Raw genomic sequence first — 15,431 nt, 5'->3', positions numbered from 1 at the left:
GGCGGGGCTCCAGCGGTCAGTCGTCGAGGCTTTGGATGCGTACGCGGGCAGTGCCGCCTTGCAGCATACCCAATTGGGTGGCCGCTTCGCGTGAAAGATCGATCAGGCGCCCACGGGTGTGCGGGCCGCGATCGTTGATGCGCACTATGACCGATTTGTCGTTGGCCAGGTTGGTGACTTTGACCCGGGTGCCGAAGGGCAGTTGGCGGTGGGCGGCGGTCATTGCATGCGGGTTGAAGGGTTCGCCGCTGGCGGTGCGTTTGCCCTGGTGTTTGGCGCCGTAATACGAGGCCATGCCGGTTTCGTCATAGCCGCGCGGGTTGATGTCGTGGCTGGCGCAGCCGGCCAGCAGGCTGAGGAAGGCAAGGGCGGCGAGCAGACGCTTCATCGGGTGTCCTCTAACGGTTTGCCTGTGGGGTTTGCAGTGGTCTTGAGGACCTCATCGCTGGCAAGCCAGGCGCCTACAGTTCGACGGTGAACACAAACTTTGTGTACGACTCGATCCTGTGGGAGCGGAGCTTGCCCGCGAAGCTTTTAGCGCCCTTGAGAGCCTGACCGCTATCAGCCTTCGAGCTTGCTTTTCAGCAGTTCGTTGACTTGCTGCGGGTTGGCCTTGCCCTTGGAGGCTTTCATCGCCTGGCCGACAAAAAAGCCGAACATCTTGCCGCGCTTGGCTTCATCCGCCGCCCGATACTGCTCGACCTGCTCGGCGTTGGCCGCCAGCACTTCGTCCAGCACCTTCTCGATGGCACCGCTGTCCGTGACCTGCTTCAGTCCACGGGCCTCGATCACCTCGTCCGCGCTGCCTTCGCCGTTGGCCATGGCTTCGAAGACCATCTTGGCGATCTTGCCGGAGATGGTGTTGTCGGTGATCCGCAGCAACATGCCGCCCAGTTGCTCGGCCGTGACCGGTGCCTGGTCGATGTCCACGCCCAGCTTGTTCAGCAGGCTGCCGAGCTCGACCATGACCCAGTTGGCCGCCAGCTTGGCGTCGCCACCGATGCTCACGACTTTTTCGAAGTAGTCCGCCTGCTCGCGGCTGGAAGCCAGCACGCTGGCATCGTAGACCGAGAGGCCGAACTGTGCCTGGAAGCGCTCGCGTTTCTGCGGTGGCAGCTCCGGCAGTTGCGCGCGGACTTCATCGAGGAAGGCATCCTCAATGACCACCGGCAACAGGTCTGGATCGGGGAAGTAACGGTAGTCGTTGGCTTCCTCCTTGCTGCGCATGGCACGGGTCTCGTCCTTGTTCGGGTCGTACAGGCGGGTCTGCTGGATCACCCGGCCGCCGTCCTCGATCAGTTCGATCTGGCGCTGCACTTCGGTGTTGATCGCCTTCTCGATAAAACGGAACGAGTTGACGTTCTTGATCTCGCAGCGGGTGCCGAACTCGACCTGGCCCTTGGGCCGGACCGAGACGTTGCAGTCGCAACGCAGCGAGCCTTCGGCCATGTTGCCGTCGCAGATGCCCAGGTAGCGCACCAGGGCGTGGATCGCCTTGACGTAGGCCACGGCTTCCTTGGCGTTGCGCATGTCCGGTTCGGAAACGATTTCCAGCAGCGGCGTGCCGGCACGGTTCAGGTCGATGCCGGTGGCGCCGCTGAAATCCTCGTGCAGGCTCTTGCCGGCGTCTTCTTCCAGGTGCGCCCGAGTAATCCCGACGCGCTTGACGGTGCCGTCTTCCAGGGTGATGTCCAGGTGGCCCTTGCCGACAATCGGCAGTTCCATCTGGCTGATCTGGTAGCCCTTGGGCAGGTCCGGGTAGAAGTAGTTCTTGCGCGCGAACACGTTGTGCTGGCCGATCTCGGCGTCGATCGCCAGGCCGAATTTCACCGCCATGCGCACCGCTTCCTGGTTCAGCACCGGCAGGACGCCGGGCATGCCCAGGTCAACCAGGCTCGCCTGGGTGTTCGGCTCGGAACCGAAGGTAGTGGCACTACCGGAGAAAATCTTCGATTGGGTGGCGAGCTGGGTATGAATCTCCAGCCCGATCACGACTTCCCATTGCATGGTGTTATTCCTCAAAGTCTTGCCAGGGTTTTTTGAAACGTCGCGAGCGAAGGTAAGGCAAGGCGAAAACTGACGAGTAAGCGGAGTTGACTCTAGTCAATGAGCATTACGAGTCAGTTTTCAACGCAGCATTACCGAGCGCAGCAGCTTCAAAACCCCTGGGGTGTGCGGGTGTGCCAGTCAGTGTTGAGCTGATACTGGTGCGCAACGTTGAGCAGACGGCCTTCCTGGAAATACGGGGCCAGCAGTTGCACGCCCACCGGCAGGCCGTCGACGAAACCGGCCGGCATGGACAGGCCCGGCAGGCCCGCGAGGTTGGCGGTGACGGTGTAGAAATCTTCCAGGTACTCGGCGACCGGGTCGCTGTTCTTCGCGCCGATCTTCCACGCCGGGTTCGGGGTGGTCGGGCCAAGGATGACGTCGACCTCGTTGAAGGCGGCCATGAAGTCGTTCTTGATCAGACGACGGATCTTCTGTGCTTGCAGGTAGTAGGCGTCGTAGTAGCCGGCCGACAGCGCGTAGGCACCGACCAGGATGCGCCGCTGGACTTCCGCGCCGAAGCCTTCGCCACGGGAGCGCTTGTACAGGTCGGTGAGGTCTTTCGGATCTTCGCAGCGATAGCCGAAACGCACGCCATCAAAGCGCGACAGGTTCGACGAGGCTTCCGCCGGGGCGATCACGTAGTACGCGGGAATCGCGTGCTGCATGTTCGGCAGGCTGATTTCCTTGACGATCGCGCCCAGTTTCTCAAGCTCCTTGATGCTCGCCTGGATCAGTTCGGCGATGCGCGGGTCGAGGCCGGCGCTGAAGTATTCCTTCGGCACGCCGATGCGCAGGCCCTGGATCGAGGTGCCGAGGCTGGCGGAGTAATCCGGTACCGGCTCGTCGATGCTGGTGGAGTCCTGCGGGTCGAAGCCGGCCATGCCTTGCAGCAGCAGGGCACAGTCTTCGGCGCTGCGGGCCAGCGGGCCAGCCTGGTCGAGGCTGGAAGCGTAGGCAATCATGCCCCAGCGCGAAACACGACCGTAGGTCGGTTTCAGCCCGGTGAGGTTGGTCAGCGCCGCCGGCTGGCGGATCGATCCGCCGGTGTCGGTGCCGGTGGCGGCCGGCAGCAGGCGCGCGGCAACTGCCGCGGCCGAACCGCCAGACGAACCGCCCGGCACGTGTGCCAGGTTCCACGGGTTGCGGGCGACGCCGTAGTAGCTCGACTCGTTGCCCGAACCCATGGCGAATTCGTCCATGTTGGTCTTGCCCAGGGTCACGGTGCCGGCGGCGGCCAGCTTGGCAACCACGGTGGCGTCATAGGGCGCCTTGAAGTTGTCGAGCATCTTCGAGCCGCAGCTGGTGCGAATGCCCTGGGTGCAGAACAGGTCCTTGTGGGCGATCGGCGCGCCGAGCAGGGCCGCGTTCTCGCCAGCGGCACGGCGGGCATCGGCGGCCTTGGCCTGGCTCAGGGCCAGGTCCTCGGTGAGGCTGATAAAACTGTTGAGCTGCGGGTCGAGCTGGGCGATGCGCGCCAGCAGGGTCCGGGTCAGCTCTTCGGAGGAGAATTTCTTGTCGGCGAGGCCACGGGCGATCTCGGCCAGGGTCATCTGATGCATTGCAGGCTCTTTCCCTTTAGTCGATGACTTTCGGAACCAGGTACAGGCCGTTTTCGACCGCTGGCGCGATGGACTGATAAGCCTCGCGGTGATTTCGCTCGGTGACGACGTCGGCGCGCAGGCGCTGATTCGCTTCCAGAGGGTGGGCAAGCGGTTCGATGCCGCTGGTATCGACAGCCTGCATCTGGTCGACCAGGCCCAGAATGCTGTTCAGGGCTTCGGTGGTGCGTGGAAGATCGGCTTCGACCAGGCCCAGGCGGGCCAGGTGAGCGATTTTTTCCACGTCGGAGCGTTCAAGCGCCATGGGGATCTCCAGTGGAAAACCGGACGGAAGGGGTCCGTTCGGTTAGGCAATACACAATAAAGAGTGTCAATAAGTGCGGGCGCGACTTACGATTGTCGGAACACTACCGCATTTCTACGGTCACATGGCCGCGATTGTATGGGATGGTGCTCGGAAAAACGCCTAATTTAACATATTGGCGCCTTGCCCAAAATCCCCGTCGTTGTTAGAGTTTGCCGCACTTTTTTACCCACGCGTTGCCCAGGGTCCCTTTCCAATGTTCAAGAAACTGCGTGGCATGTTTTCCAGCGATCTCTCCATCGACCTGGGCACAGCCAACACCCTTATCTACGTGCGCGAGCGCGGTATCGTCCTGAATGAGCCATCGGTTGTTGCGATTCGCACCCATGGCAACCAGAAGAGCGTCGTCGCCGTCGGCACCGAGGCCAAGCGCATGCTCGGCCGTACGCCGGGCAACATCGCGGCCATTCGTCCGATGAAAGACGGCGTGATCGCCGACTTCAGCGTCTGCGAAAAGATGCTCCAGTACTTCATCAACAAGGTGCATGAAAACAGCTTCCTGCAGCCCAGCCCTCGGGTGCTGATCTGCGTGCCGTGCAAATCGACCCAGGTCGAGCGTCGGGCCATCCGTGAATCGGCCCTTGGTGCCGGTGCCCGTGAAGTGTTCCTGATCGAAGAGCCGATGGCGGCTGCGATCGGTGCCGGCCTGCCGGTGGAAGAAGCCCGTGGTTCGATGGTGGTCGATATCGGTGGTGGTACCACTGAAATCGCACTGATCTCCCTGAACGGCGTGGTCTATGCCGAATCCGTACGGGTTGGCGGCGACCGCTTCGACGAAGCGATCATCACCTACGTGCGTCGCAACTACGGCAGCCTGATCGGTGAATCCACCGCCGAGCGCATCAAGCAGGAAATCGGTACTGCCTATCCAGGCGGCGAAGTCCGTGAAGTCGACGTCCGCGGGCGTAATCTGGCTGAAGGCGTGCCACGTGCCTTTACCCTGAACTCCAACGAAGTCCTGGAAGCCCTGCAGGAATCCCTGGCGACCATCGTCCAGGCGGTGAAGAGCGCCCTGGAGCAGTCGCCTCCGGAACTGGCCTCGGACATCGCCGAGCGTGGCCTGGTGCTGACCGGCGGTGGCGCCTTGCTGCGTGACCTCGACAAGCTGCTGGCCCAGGAAACCGGTCTGCCGGTGATCGTGGCCGAAGACCCGCTGACCTGCGTCGCCCGTGGCGGCGGTCGCGCCCTGGAAATGATGGATAAGCACACCATGGATCTGCTTTCCAGCGAGTAAGTTCGCTGAGAAGCTCTATGCTGTTCCGCGCGCAGGCAGCACTTTGCATTTGCAGTGCTGCCTGTTGCGTTTATCTTCTGTCAACTTCATCCAGGCCGGTGTGATGCCGTATGAATAAAATGACTCATTGCCTGGGAGGAGCGGCTCATTAAACCGCTTTTTGCCAAAGGCCCCTCATTGGGCGTGCGCTTGTTGGTGCTGGCCGTGCTGTCGGTCGCGCTGATGGTGGTCGATGCCCGTTTCACGCTGCTCAAGCCGGTACGCAGCCAGATGTCGCTGGTACTGATGGAGTCGTACTGGGTCACCGACCTGCCGCAACGTTTGTGGCAAGGTGTGGCCAGTCAGTTCGGCAGTCGTACCGAACTGGTCGCCGAAAATGAAAAACTCCAGACCGAAAACCTGCTGTTGCAAGGGCGCCTGCAAAAACTCGCGGCCTTGACCGAGCAGAACGTACGCCTGCGCGAGTTGCTCAACTCCTCGGCGCTGGTCAACGAGAAGGTCGAAGTCGCCGAACTGATCGGCATGGACCCCAACCCCTTTACCCATCGCATCATCATCAACAAGGGTGAACGTGATGGCGTGGTTCTCGGCCAACCGGTGCTCGATGCCCGTGGCCTGATGGGCCAGGTGGTCGAGTTGATGCCCTACACCTCGCGCGTGCTGCTGCTCACCGACACCACCCACAGCATTCCGGTGCAGGTCAACCGCAACGGCCTGCGGGCGATTGCCAGCGGTACCGGCAATCCCGAGCGCCTGGAACTGCGCCACGTGGCCGACACCGCTGACATCAAGGAAGGCGACCTGCTGGTCAGTTCCGGCCTGGGCCAGCGGTTCCCGGCGGGCTACCCGGTGGCGACGGTCAAGGAAGTGATCCACGATTCCGGCCAGCCTTTCGCCATTGTCCGCGCCGTGCCGACTGCTGCGTTGAACCGCAGCCGTTACCTGTTGCTGGTGTTCAGCGACAGCCGGACCCCGGAAGAACGTGCCAACGAAGCCGCCCAGGCCCAGGAAGCGGAACGCCAGGGCGGTGACGGCGCGCCGCTAGTGCCGGCCACGGTGCCCAAGCCGGCTGCCGCGCCAGTGATCCCGGCCAAACCGGCCGCACCGGCCTCTGCTGCCGCTGCGCCGACAACCCCGGCCAAGCCGGCGGCCCATGCCGTCAAGCCAACCGCTGCCAAACCCGCCGCCAGCAAACCGCCAGCGGCGCCACGGGCAGCCCCCCGGACGGAGGAATAATGGCTGGTACCTTTTCCCGCAATGGCTGGATCGTTTGGCTGACCTTCGCCATCGGCCTGTTGCTCAGCGTTTCGCCGCTGCCACAGTTCATGGAGATCCTGCGCCCGTTGTGGCTGGCGCTGTTGCTGGCGTTCTGGGCGCTGTACCTGCCGCACAAGATCGGCATGGTCACCGCGTTCCTGCTGGGTCTGGCCGAAGACGTGCTCTACGGCACCCTGCTGGGGCAGAACGCATTGATCCTGACCCTCATCACTTTCCTCGTGCTGTCGCTGCAACAACGTCTGCGGATGTTCCCGATGTGGCAACAGAGCCTGGTGCTCCTGGTGATCTTCGGCCTGGCGCAGTTGGTGCAACTCTGGCTCAGCGCCTTGACCGGCAATCGCCAACCGACCCTGGCGCTGGTGCTGCCGGCCCTGGTCAGCGCCTTGCTCTGGCCTTGGGTCAGCTTCGGTCTGCGCGGACTGCGGCGCCGCTACAAAATCAACTGACGGGATCTCGCCGGTCATTTCCGGGTGAGTTGCTGACTCTGCTGACATAGCTCCTATAAAGAGCCCCGACATGGAGATGTCTCGATGACCTCGCTCTACCTGGCTTCCGGCTCACCGCGTCGGCGTGAACTGCTGACGCAGATCGGCGTGCCGTTCAGCGTCATCAGTGCCGAGGTCGATGAAACCCCGCTGTCCGATGAAAGCCCGCTGGCCTACGTCGAGCGTCTGGCGCGAAGCAAGGCCGCGGCCGGGCGTGCGCGCCTGGGTGCCGGGCAAGCCGCGGCCGGTACCTGCGTGCTGGGTGCCGATACCGCCGTGGTCCTGGATGGTCGGATTCTCGGTAAACCGGTGGATGAAGCCGATGCGCTGGCCATGTTGCAGGCTTTGTCCGCTCGCGAACACGAAGTGCTGACGGCCATTGCCGTGCTCGACGGTGAGCGCTGCGAGTCGCGGGTGGTACGCAGTCTGGTGAGATTTCGCCCGATAAACTCGGAAGAAGCTCATCTCTACTGGTCCAGCGGCGAGCCACGGGACAAGGCCGGCGCCTATGCTATTCAAGGTCTGGCGGCGGTGTTCGTGGCGGGGCTGAACGGCAGTTATTCCGGCGTGGTCGGCCTGCCCGTGTGCGAAACCGCAGAACTGCTTGGCCATTTCGGCATACCCTGTTGGCAAAACCTTGTCGTGCGCTGATTGCCGCACGCCCGCGATACGGCAACTTTATTGTGAAAGCGCCTGAACGAGACCCAGCCATGAGTGAAGAGATCCTGATCAACATCACGCCGATGGAATCGCGCGTGGCGGTGGTAGAGAACGGCGTGTTGCAAGAGGTTCATGTCGAGCGTACGCAGAAACGCGGAATTGTCGGCAATATCTACAAGGGCAAGGTGGTGCGGGTGTTGCCGGGCATGCAGGCGGCGTTCGTCGATATCGGCCTGGACCGGGCGGCGTTTATCCACGCCTCGGAAATTTCCATGCGCGAAGGGCCGGCGGTGGAGAGCATCAGCGCGCTGGTGCACGAAGGGCAGAGCCTGGTGGTGCAAGTCACCAAGGACCCCATCGGCACCAAGGGCGCACGCCTGACCACACAACTGTCGATCCCCTCGCGTTACCTGGTGTACATGCCGCGTACCGCGCATGTCGGCATTTCCCTGAAGATTGAGGACGAAGCCGAGCGCGAGCGCCTCAAGCAGGTGGTCAGCGATTGCGTGGCCCGTGAAGGCATCACCGAAGCCGGCGGCTTTATCCTGCGCACGGCGGCCGAGGGCGCCGGGGCCGACGAGATCATGATGGACATCCGTTACCTGCGGCGCCTCTGGGACCAGATCGGCGCGCAGATCAAGACCATCGGCGCCCCCAGCGTGATCTATGAAGACTTGGGCCTGGCCCTGCGCACCTTGCGCGACCTGGTCAGCCCAAGGATCGAGAAGATTCGTATCGACTCGCGGGAAACTTTCCAGAAGACCACGCAGTTCGTTGCCGAACTGATGCCGGAAATCGCCGACCGCCTGGAGCATTACCCCGGCGAGCGGCCGATCTTCGACCTGTATGGCGTCGAGGACGAGATCCAGAAGGCCCTGGAACGCAAGGTCCCGCTCAAGTCCGGCGGCTACCTGGTGGTCGACCCGGCCGAAGCCATGAGCACCATCGACGTCAACACCGGTGCTTTCGTCGGCCATCGCAACCTCGAAGAAACCATCTTCAAGACCAACCTCGAAGCGGCCACCGCGATTGCCCGGCAACTGCGCCTGCGCAACCTCGGCGGGATCATCATCATCGACTTCATCGACATGGAAGACGAGGAGCACCAGCGCCAGGTCCTGCGGACCCTGGAAAAACAACTGGAGCGCGATCACGCCAAGACCAACATCATCGGCATCACCGAGCTGGGCCTGGTGCAGATGACCCGCAAGCGCACTCGCGAAAGCCTTGAGCAGGTGCTGTGCGAGCCCTGCAGCAGTTGCCAGGGGCGTGGCAAGTTGAAGACCCCGGAAACGGTTTGCTACGAGATTTTTCGTGAAATTTTGCGTGAAGCCCGCGCCTACCAGGCCGAAGGTTATAGAGTGTTGGCCAACCAGAAGGTCGTCGACCGCCTGCTGGACGAAGAGTCCGGCAATGTCGCCGAGCTGGAAGGCTTTATCGGCCGCACCATTCGTTTCCAGGTCGAGACCATGTATTCCCAGGAACAATATGACGTGGTGCTGCTCTGATTTCCTGTACTGAGAACCTGCTAGCCCGGTCCTGCGTCGGCCTGTTCATTGAACCTTGCCTGAGGGGGCACTGACATGGAGCGTCTGACACGCTTTGTTGCCGGCTTGACCCGTTGGAGCATGGGCCTCTGTGCGTTGCTGCTGGTGCTGGTGGCGTTATATGTCAGCCTGGGCCGGCAACTGGTACCGCTGGTGGCCGAGTATCGCGCCGAGATCGAAAGCAGGGCCCAGGCCGCCGTGGGGCTGCCGCTGTCCATCGGCAGCCTGGAAGGGCGCTGGCACGGCCTGGCCCCGGTGCTGCTGGCCCACGACGTGAAGGTCGGCCAGGGCGCGTCGATGTTGTTGCTGGACAAGGTCCAGGTGGTGCCCGATCTCTGGGCCAGCCTGCGGGCTCGCGAAGTGCGGATCGCCCATCTTGAACTGGGCGGCCTGCAACTGAGCCTGAAGGAAGACCAGGACGGCCACTGGGCTCTCCAGGGCTTGCCGGTCCAGGACGATCAGCCGTTGGACCCCGCGCAGCTGCTGACCCGCTGGCAGATGATCAAGCAGCTCTCGGTGCTCGACAGTCAGGTGACCTTGCAGCCATTCGGCGAGTCGCCGCTGACCCTCACTTATGTCGGTCTCAACCTGGAAAGCGGTGTGTCGCGCCAACGCCTCGACCTGCGCTTGAATTTGCCCGACGGCCAGCCGGTGGCCCTGAACCTGAGAACCCGCCTGCGCGCCAGCGACTGGCGCAACGGCAGCGCGCAGGCCTACCTGAGCCTGCCGCAAAGCGACTGGGCGCGCTGGCTGCCGGCGCGGCTGAGCGGGCAAATGAAAATCACCGAGCTCAAGGCCGGTGGCGAGTTCTGGTTGAACTGGGCCAATGGCACGGTGCAGAACGCCGTGGTCCGGCTCAATGCGCCGCAATTCCAGGGCGCCTATGCCCAGCGCAAGGCGGTGAGCATCGACAACCTGGCCCTCAACGCCTATGTCCAGCACACCGGACAGGGTTTTGACGTGCAGCTTAATTCCCTGGCCATGAACCTGGGGAAGACGCGCTGGGAAAGCCATCTGCAATTGCAGCAACTTGCCGCCACTGACAAGGCGTCGGAGCACTGGCACCTGCAGGCCGATCGCCTCGACCTGACGCCGATCACCCCCTTGCTCGATGCCCTGGCACCCTTGCCCGAGGGCTTGGCCACGGCTATCGATCACCTGAAAGTCAGCGGCGCCTTGCGCAATGTGCTGCTGGATTACCGCCCTGAAGAAACCGGTGATCAAAAGCTGAGTTTCGCCGCGAACCTGGAGCGGGTCGGTTTCGACGCCTACCATGGCGCCCCGGCGGCGCGTAACGTCAGCGGCAGCATCAGCGGCGACCTCGGCCAGGGCGAACTGCGGATGGACAGCAAGGATTTTTCCCTGCATCTGTACCCGATCTTCAACAACCCCTGGCAGTACCTGCAAGCCAATGCACGCCTGACCTGGCGCCTGGACCAGGAAGGTTTCACCCTGATTGCGCCCTACATCAAGGTGCTCGGGGAAGAGGGCAGGATCGCCGCCGATTTCCTCATTCGCCTGCACTTCGCCCAAGGCACGGAAGACTACATGGATCTGCGGGTCGGCCTGGTGGATGGCGAAGGTCGCTTCACGTCCAAGTACCTGCCGGCGGTGTTGAGCCCGACGCTGGACGAATGGTTGCGCAGCTCGATCCTGCATGGCGCGGTGGAGCAGGGCTTCTTCCAGTACCAGGGGTCGCTGAACCACGACGCCTCGGCCGCGGCGCGCAATATCAGCCTGTTCTTCAAAGTCCATGATACGGAGTTGGCGTTCCAGCCGGGCTGGCCGCATGTCAGCAAGGTCAAGGGCGATGTCTTCATCGAAGACAGCGGGGTGCGGATCAAGGCCAGCGAAGGCCAGTTGCTCAACACCCAGGTCAGCGACATCGTGGTCAATATTCCCCATGTGCCGAGTGGGCAGCACAGCCGCATGTTGCTTGACGGCAACTTTGCCGGTGGGCTGGGCGACGGTCTGAAGATTCTCCAGGAAGCGCCGATCGGCACCGCCGCGACCTTTGCCGGCTGGCAGGCCACGGGTGACCTGTCGGGCAAGGTGAGCCTCGATGTGCCGCTGGTCAAGGCCGAGGCACCGAAGATCCTGGTGGATTTCAAGACCGACAAGGCCACGCTCAAGCTGCCTGATCCGGCCCTGGAACTGAGCCAGCTCAAGGGGAGCTTCCGCTTCGACAGCACCAAGGGGCTGAGTGCCGAAAACATCAGTGCCCAGGCATTCGAGCGGCCCATCAGCGCGCAGATTTTCGCCGACGGCAAAGCGGGCAGTCTCAATACCCGGGTGGTGGCCAAGGGGCAGGTGACGATCAAGAAACTCGGCGATTGGCTGGGTGTCGGCCAGGCGTTGCCGGTCTCGGGCGACCTGCCTTACCAGTTGCAACTGACCCTGGACGGCGCCGACAGCCAGTTGATGATCAACTCCAACCTCAAGGGCGTTGCCGTCGACTTGCCGGCGCCGTTCGGCATGCCGGCCAGCCAGGGCCGCGACAGCGTGTTCCGCATGACCCTGCAAGGCGCCGAACGGCGTTACTGGTTCGATTACGGCACCCTGGCCAACTTCACCTTTGCCGCGCCGAGCGGCAGGTTCGGCGAGGGGCGTGGTGAACTGCTCCTCGGTGAAGGCGATGCCCAACTACCGGCGACCAAGGGCCTGCGAGTCCGCGGGGTATTGTCGGAGCTCGACCTGGAGTCCTGGCAGGCCGTCGCCGACCGTTATGTGGGGCAGGATCCGGGCGGCAGTGCCAAGCAATTGCTCAGCAGCGAGGATGTCAAGGTCGACAAGCTCAGTGCTTTCGGTATCCAGTTCGACCAGGTGAATCTGCAGATGGCCCGTAGCGCCAATGCCTGGGGCTTGCAGATCGACAGCCAGCAGGTCAAGGGCAGCGTGACCTTGCCGGATACCAAAGGTGTGCCGATTGGCGTCAAGCTGGCCTATGTGCGTTTGCCGGCGCCGGACCCGAGCGTGGTGGCGGATGAGAATGCCCCGGATCCGTTGGCGTCGGTCGATCCGCGGCAGATTCCATCCGTGGACCTGAGCATCGAGCAACTGTTCCAGGGCAATGACCTGGTGGGTGCCTGGTCGCTCAAGGCGCGTCCGACCCCCACGGGCATCAAGCTCAATGATCTCAATCTTGGCCTCAAGGGCATGCTGCTGCAAGGTTCCGGCGGTTGGGAAGGACTACCGGGCAGCAGCGGCAGTTGGTTCAACGGGCGCCTGGAGGGCAAGAACCTGGCGGACGTGCTCAAGGCCTGGAGCTTTGCCCCGACCGTCACCAGTGAGGATTTCCACGTCGACGTCGACGGCCGCTGGCCCGGCTCGCCGGCCTGGGTCGGGCCCAAGCGCTTCTCGGGCAGTATCGATGCAACCCTGAACAAGGGCCAGTTCGTTGAGGCCGATGGCGGTGCCCAGGCCCTGCGGGTATTTGGCCTGTTGAACTTCAACTCCATCGGTCGCCGCCTGCGCCTGGACTTTTCCGACCTGCTGGGCAAAGGCCTGAGCTACGACCGGGTCAAGGGCCTGCTGGTGGCCAGCGATGGCGTGTATGTGACGCGCATGCCGATCACCCTGACCGGGCCTTCGAGCAACCTGGAGCTCAACGGCACCCTCGATATGGTCGCCGATCGGGTCGATGCCAAGCTGCTGGTGACCTTGCCGGTGACCAACAATCTGCCGATTGCCGCGTTGATCGTCGGCGCGCCGGCCATCGGCGGCGCACTGTTCCTGATCGACAAGTTGATCGGCGACCGCGTAGCGCGTTTCGCCAGCGTCAAATACAGCGTCACGGGCCCCTGGAAAGAACCGAAGATCACTTTCGACAAGCCGTTTGACAAGTCGAAGTAAGGCCCCGGCGCAAATCGGTTGCGCTGGCATTTTTCGTACTGGGCGTGCAGCTGCATGGAGTAGCATGACGCTATGTCTTTGAAGGAGTGCGCCATGACCTTTTCCGTCATCCAGATGGTCAGCCAGAGCGATGTCCTGGCCAACCTGGCCCAGGCGCGCGCGCTGCTGGAGCGGGCTGCCGAAGGCGGCGCGCGGCTGGCCGTGCTGCCGGAAAATTTCGCCGCCATGGGGCGTCGTGACATCGCCGAGATCGGTCGGGCCGAAGCCTTGGGCGAAGGACCGATCCTGCCCTGGTTGAAACAGGCCGCCCGCGACCTCAAGTTATGGATAGTGGCGGGCACCTTGCCGTTGCCGCCCGTCGACCAGCCGCATGCCAAGGCCAACGCCTGCTCGCTGTTGATCGACGAGCAGGGCGAGGCGGTGGCACGTTACGACAAACTGCATTTGTTCGATGTGGACGTGGCGGACACGCGCGGGCGTTATCGCGAATCCGATGACTATGCTTATGGCAGCCAGGTGGTGGTGGCCGACACCCCGGTCGGGCGCCTGGGTCTGAGCGTGTGTTACGACCTGCGCTTTCCCGAGCTCTACAGCGAGTTGCGCAAGGCCGGTGCCGAATTGATTAGCGCGCCCTCGGCCTTTACCGCCGTGACCGGTGCGGCGCATTGGGAGGTGCTGATTCGCGCCCGGGCCATCGAGACCCAGTGCTACCTGCTGGCGGCGGCCCAGGGTGGGGTGCATCCGGGGCCACGGGAAACCTTCGGCCATGCGGCGATTGTCGACCCATGGGGGCGTATCGTCGCCGAACAGGATCAAGGCGAAGCGGTGTTGCTGGCCGAACGCGACAGTAATGAACAGGCGTCCATCCGGGCGCGGATGCCGGTGGCGAGCCATCGGCGCTTTTTCTCGCAGGGCGCGCAGCGACCTGCATCGGAATGACGAAATAAGGCGCAAAACTATGAGCGAGTTGTTGTCCTCAGTCAGCGAACACCTGTTGGCGCCGGGTGGCGTGACCATCGAAAGCCTGCAAGCAGTGCTGAGCGATCTGGCCGGGCCGGGCATCGATGCCGCCGACCTGTATTTCCAGGGGCAGATTTCCGAGTCCTGGGCCCTGGAAGACGGCATCGTCAAGGAAGGCAGTTTCAACCTTGACCAGGGTGTAGGCGTGCGCGCCCAGTCCGGCGAAAAAACCGGCTTTGCCTACAGTAACGCGATCACCCTCGAAGCCCTGGGCTCGGCGGCGCGTGCCGCGCGCTCGATTTCCCGGGCCGGGCAGCATGGTAAGGTGCAGGTGTTCAGCAGCCAGGATGTCACGCAGTTGTATGCGCCGGACAACCCGCTGGACGTCATGAGCCGGGCCGAGAAGGTCGAGTTGCTCAAGCGGGTCGATGTCGCCACCCGGGCCCTGGATCCGCGTATCCAGCAGGTCTCGGTGAGCATGGCCGGGGTCTGGGAGCGGATTCTGATTGCCTCCACCGACGGCGGCCTGGCGGCGGATGTGCGGCCACTGGTGCGCTTCAATGTCAGCGTGATCGTCGAGCAGAACGGTCGTCGCGAACGCGGCGGTCACGGCGGCGGCGGGCGTACCGACTATCGTTATTTCCTGACTGAAGACCGGGCCATGGGGTATGCCCGCGAGGCCTTGCGCCAGGCGCTGGTCAACCTCGAGGCGATTCCCGCGCCAGCCGGTACCTTGCCGGTGGTGCTCGGTTCCGGCTGGTCCGGGGTGCTGCTGCACGAGGCGGTCGGCCACGGCCTGGAAGGCGACTTCAACCGCAAGGGCAGTTCGGCCTACAGCGGGCGGATGGGCGAAATGGTCGCCTCGAAACTCTGCACCATCGTCGATGACGGTACCCTGGTGGGCCGGCGCGGTTCCCTGAGCGTCGATGACGAAGGCACGCCAACCGAGTGCACCACGCTGATCGAAAACGGCGTGCTCAAAGGTTATATGCAGGACAAGCTCAATGCCCGGCTGATGGGCGTGGCGCGGACCGGCAACGGTCGTCGCGAGTCCTACGCGCACCTGCCGATGCCGCGCATGACCAACACCTACATGCTGGGCGGTGAAAGCGATCCGGCGGAAATCATCGCTTCGGTGAAACGCGGTATCTACTGCGCCAACCTCGGTGGTGGCCAGGTCGATATCACCAGTGGCAAGTTCGTGTTCTCCACCAGCGAGGCCTACCTGATCGAAGACGGCAAGATCACCGCACCGGTCAAGGGCGCGACCCTGATCGGCAACGGCCCGGAAGCCATGAGTCGGGTGTCGATGGTCGGCAACGACCTGGCGCTGGACAGCGGCGTGGGGACCTGCGGCAAGGATGGGCAGTCGGTGCCGGTGGGTGTCGGTCAGCCGACCTTGAAGATCGATGCTATCACCGTGGGTGGCACGGGGTCGTAGGA

General features: G+C 63.2%; 12 protein-coding genes. 8 read left to right on the top strand and 4 right to left on the bottom strand.

Annotation, left to right across the window (positions count from 1 at the left end):
• Positions 1–16: 16 nt before the first annotated feature.
• The 4 genes from AC07T0_RS10680 to gatC form a co-directional block, all read right to left on the bottom strand.
• Entirely contained in the window at positions 17–388 is a 372-nt protein-coding gene (locus AC07T0_RS10680) for a septal ring lytic transglycosylase RlpA family protein (protein WP_495001142.1), read from the bottom strand.
• Between the two features lie 173 nt (positions 389–561).
• On the bottom strand, positions 562–2,022 hold the full coding sequence (gatB, locus tag AC07T0_RS10675; RefSeq protein WP_495001141.1) for an Asp-tRNA(Asn)/Glu-tRNA(Gln) amidotransferase subunit GatB: 1,461 nt from the start codon (positions 2,020–2,022) through the stop codon (positions 562–564).
• A gap of 134 nt (positions 2,023–2,156) precedes the next feature.
• Positions 2,157–3,608, bottom strand: a complete 1,452-nt coding sequence (gene gatA, locus AC07T0_RS10670; protein WP_495001140.1) for an Asp-tRNA(Asn)/Glu-tRNA(Gln) amidotransferase subunit GatA — start codon at positions 3,606–3,608, stop codon at positions 2,157–2,159.
• A gap of 16 nt (positions 3,609–3,624) precedes the next feature.
• A complete protein-coding gene (gene gatC / locus AC07T0_RS10665; RefSeq protein ID WP_191485694.1) occupies positions 3,625–3,912 on the bottom strand; it encodes an Asp-tRNA(Asn)/Glu-tRNA(Gln) amidotransferase subunit GatC in 288 nt (95 codons plus the stop codon).
• Between the two features lie 256 nt (positions 3,913–4,168).
• On the opposite strand from gatC, the gene mreB reads away from it, so the two are divergent.
• The 8 genes from mreB (at position 4,169) to tldD (ending at position 15,429) form a co-directional block, all read left to right on the top strand.
• Complete coding sequence (mreB, locus tag AC07T0_RS10660; protein WP_002555108.1) at positions 4,169–5,206, top strand: rod shape-determining protein MreB; 1,038 nt, start codon at positions 4,169–4,171, stop codon at positions 5,204–5,206.
• Between the two features lie 147 nt (positions 5,207–5,353).
• Complete coding sequence (gene mreC, locus AC07T0_RS10655) at positions 5,354–6,442, top strand: rod shape-determining protein MreC (RefSeq protein WP_495001240.1); 1,089 nt, start codon at positions 5,354–5,356, stop codon at positions 6,440–6,442.
• Positions 6,442–6,930, top strand: coding sequence for a rod shape-determining protein MreD (mreD, locus tag AC07T0_RS10650; RefSeq protein ID WP_218223558.1), 489 nt, complete (start codon positions 6,442–6,444; stop codon positions 6,928–6,930). Before mreC ends, mreD begins: the two co-directional genes overlap by 1 nt.
• A gap of 84 nt (positions 6,931–7,014) precedes the next feature.
• The gene (locus AC07T0_RS10645) at positions 7,015–7,620 is read left to right on the top strand and encodes a Maf family protein (RefSeq protein WP_495001139.1); all 606 of its coding nucleotides are present in this window, start codon (positions 7,015–7,017) and stop codon (positions 7,618–7,620) included.
• Between the two features lie 59 nt (positions 7,621–7,679).
• The gene (rng, locus tag AC07T0_RS10640) at positions 7,680–9,137 is read left to right on the top strand and encodes a ribonuclease G (protein ID WP_495001138.1); all 1,458 of its coding nucleotides are present in this window, start codon (positions 7,680–7,682) and stop codon (positions 9,135–9,137) included.
• Between the two features lie 75 nt (positions 9,138–9,212).
• Entirely contained in the window at positions 9,213–13,028 is a 3,816-nt protein-coding gene (locus tag AC07T0_RS10635) for a YhdP family protein (RefSeq protein ID WP_495001137.1), read from the top strand.
• Positions 13,029–13,121: 93 nt separating this feature from the next.
• Positions 13,122–13,967 carry a carbon-nitrogen hydrolase family protein gene (locus AC07T0_RS10630; RefSeq protein ID WP_495001136.1) on the top strand — a complete coding sequence of 282 codons (846 nt, stop codon included), beginning with the start codon at positions 13,122–13,124 and terminating at the stop codon, positions 13,965–13,967.
• A 19-nt stretch (positions 13,968–13,986) separates the two neighbouring features.
• The gene (tldD, locus tag AC07T0_RS10625) at positions 13,987–15,429 is read left to right on the top strand and encodes a metalloprotease TldD (protein ID WP_495001135.1); all 1,443 of its coding nucleotides are present in this window, start codon (positions 13,987–13,989) and stop codon (positions 15,427–15,429) included.
• Positions 15,430–15,431: the final 2 nt, after the last annotated feature.

It is taken from the genome of Pseudomonas sp. GW821-FHT04D07, assembly GCF_059420225.1.
Note: the sequence above shows the minus strand (reverse complement) of the source record. Positions and strands in the feature narration are given on the sequence as shown.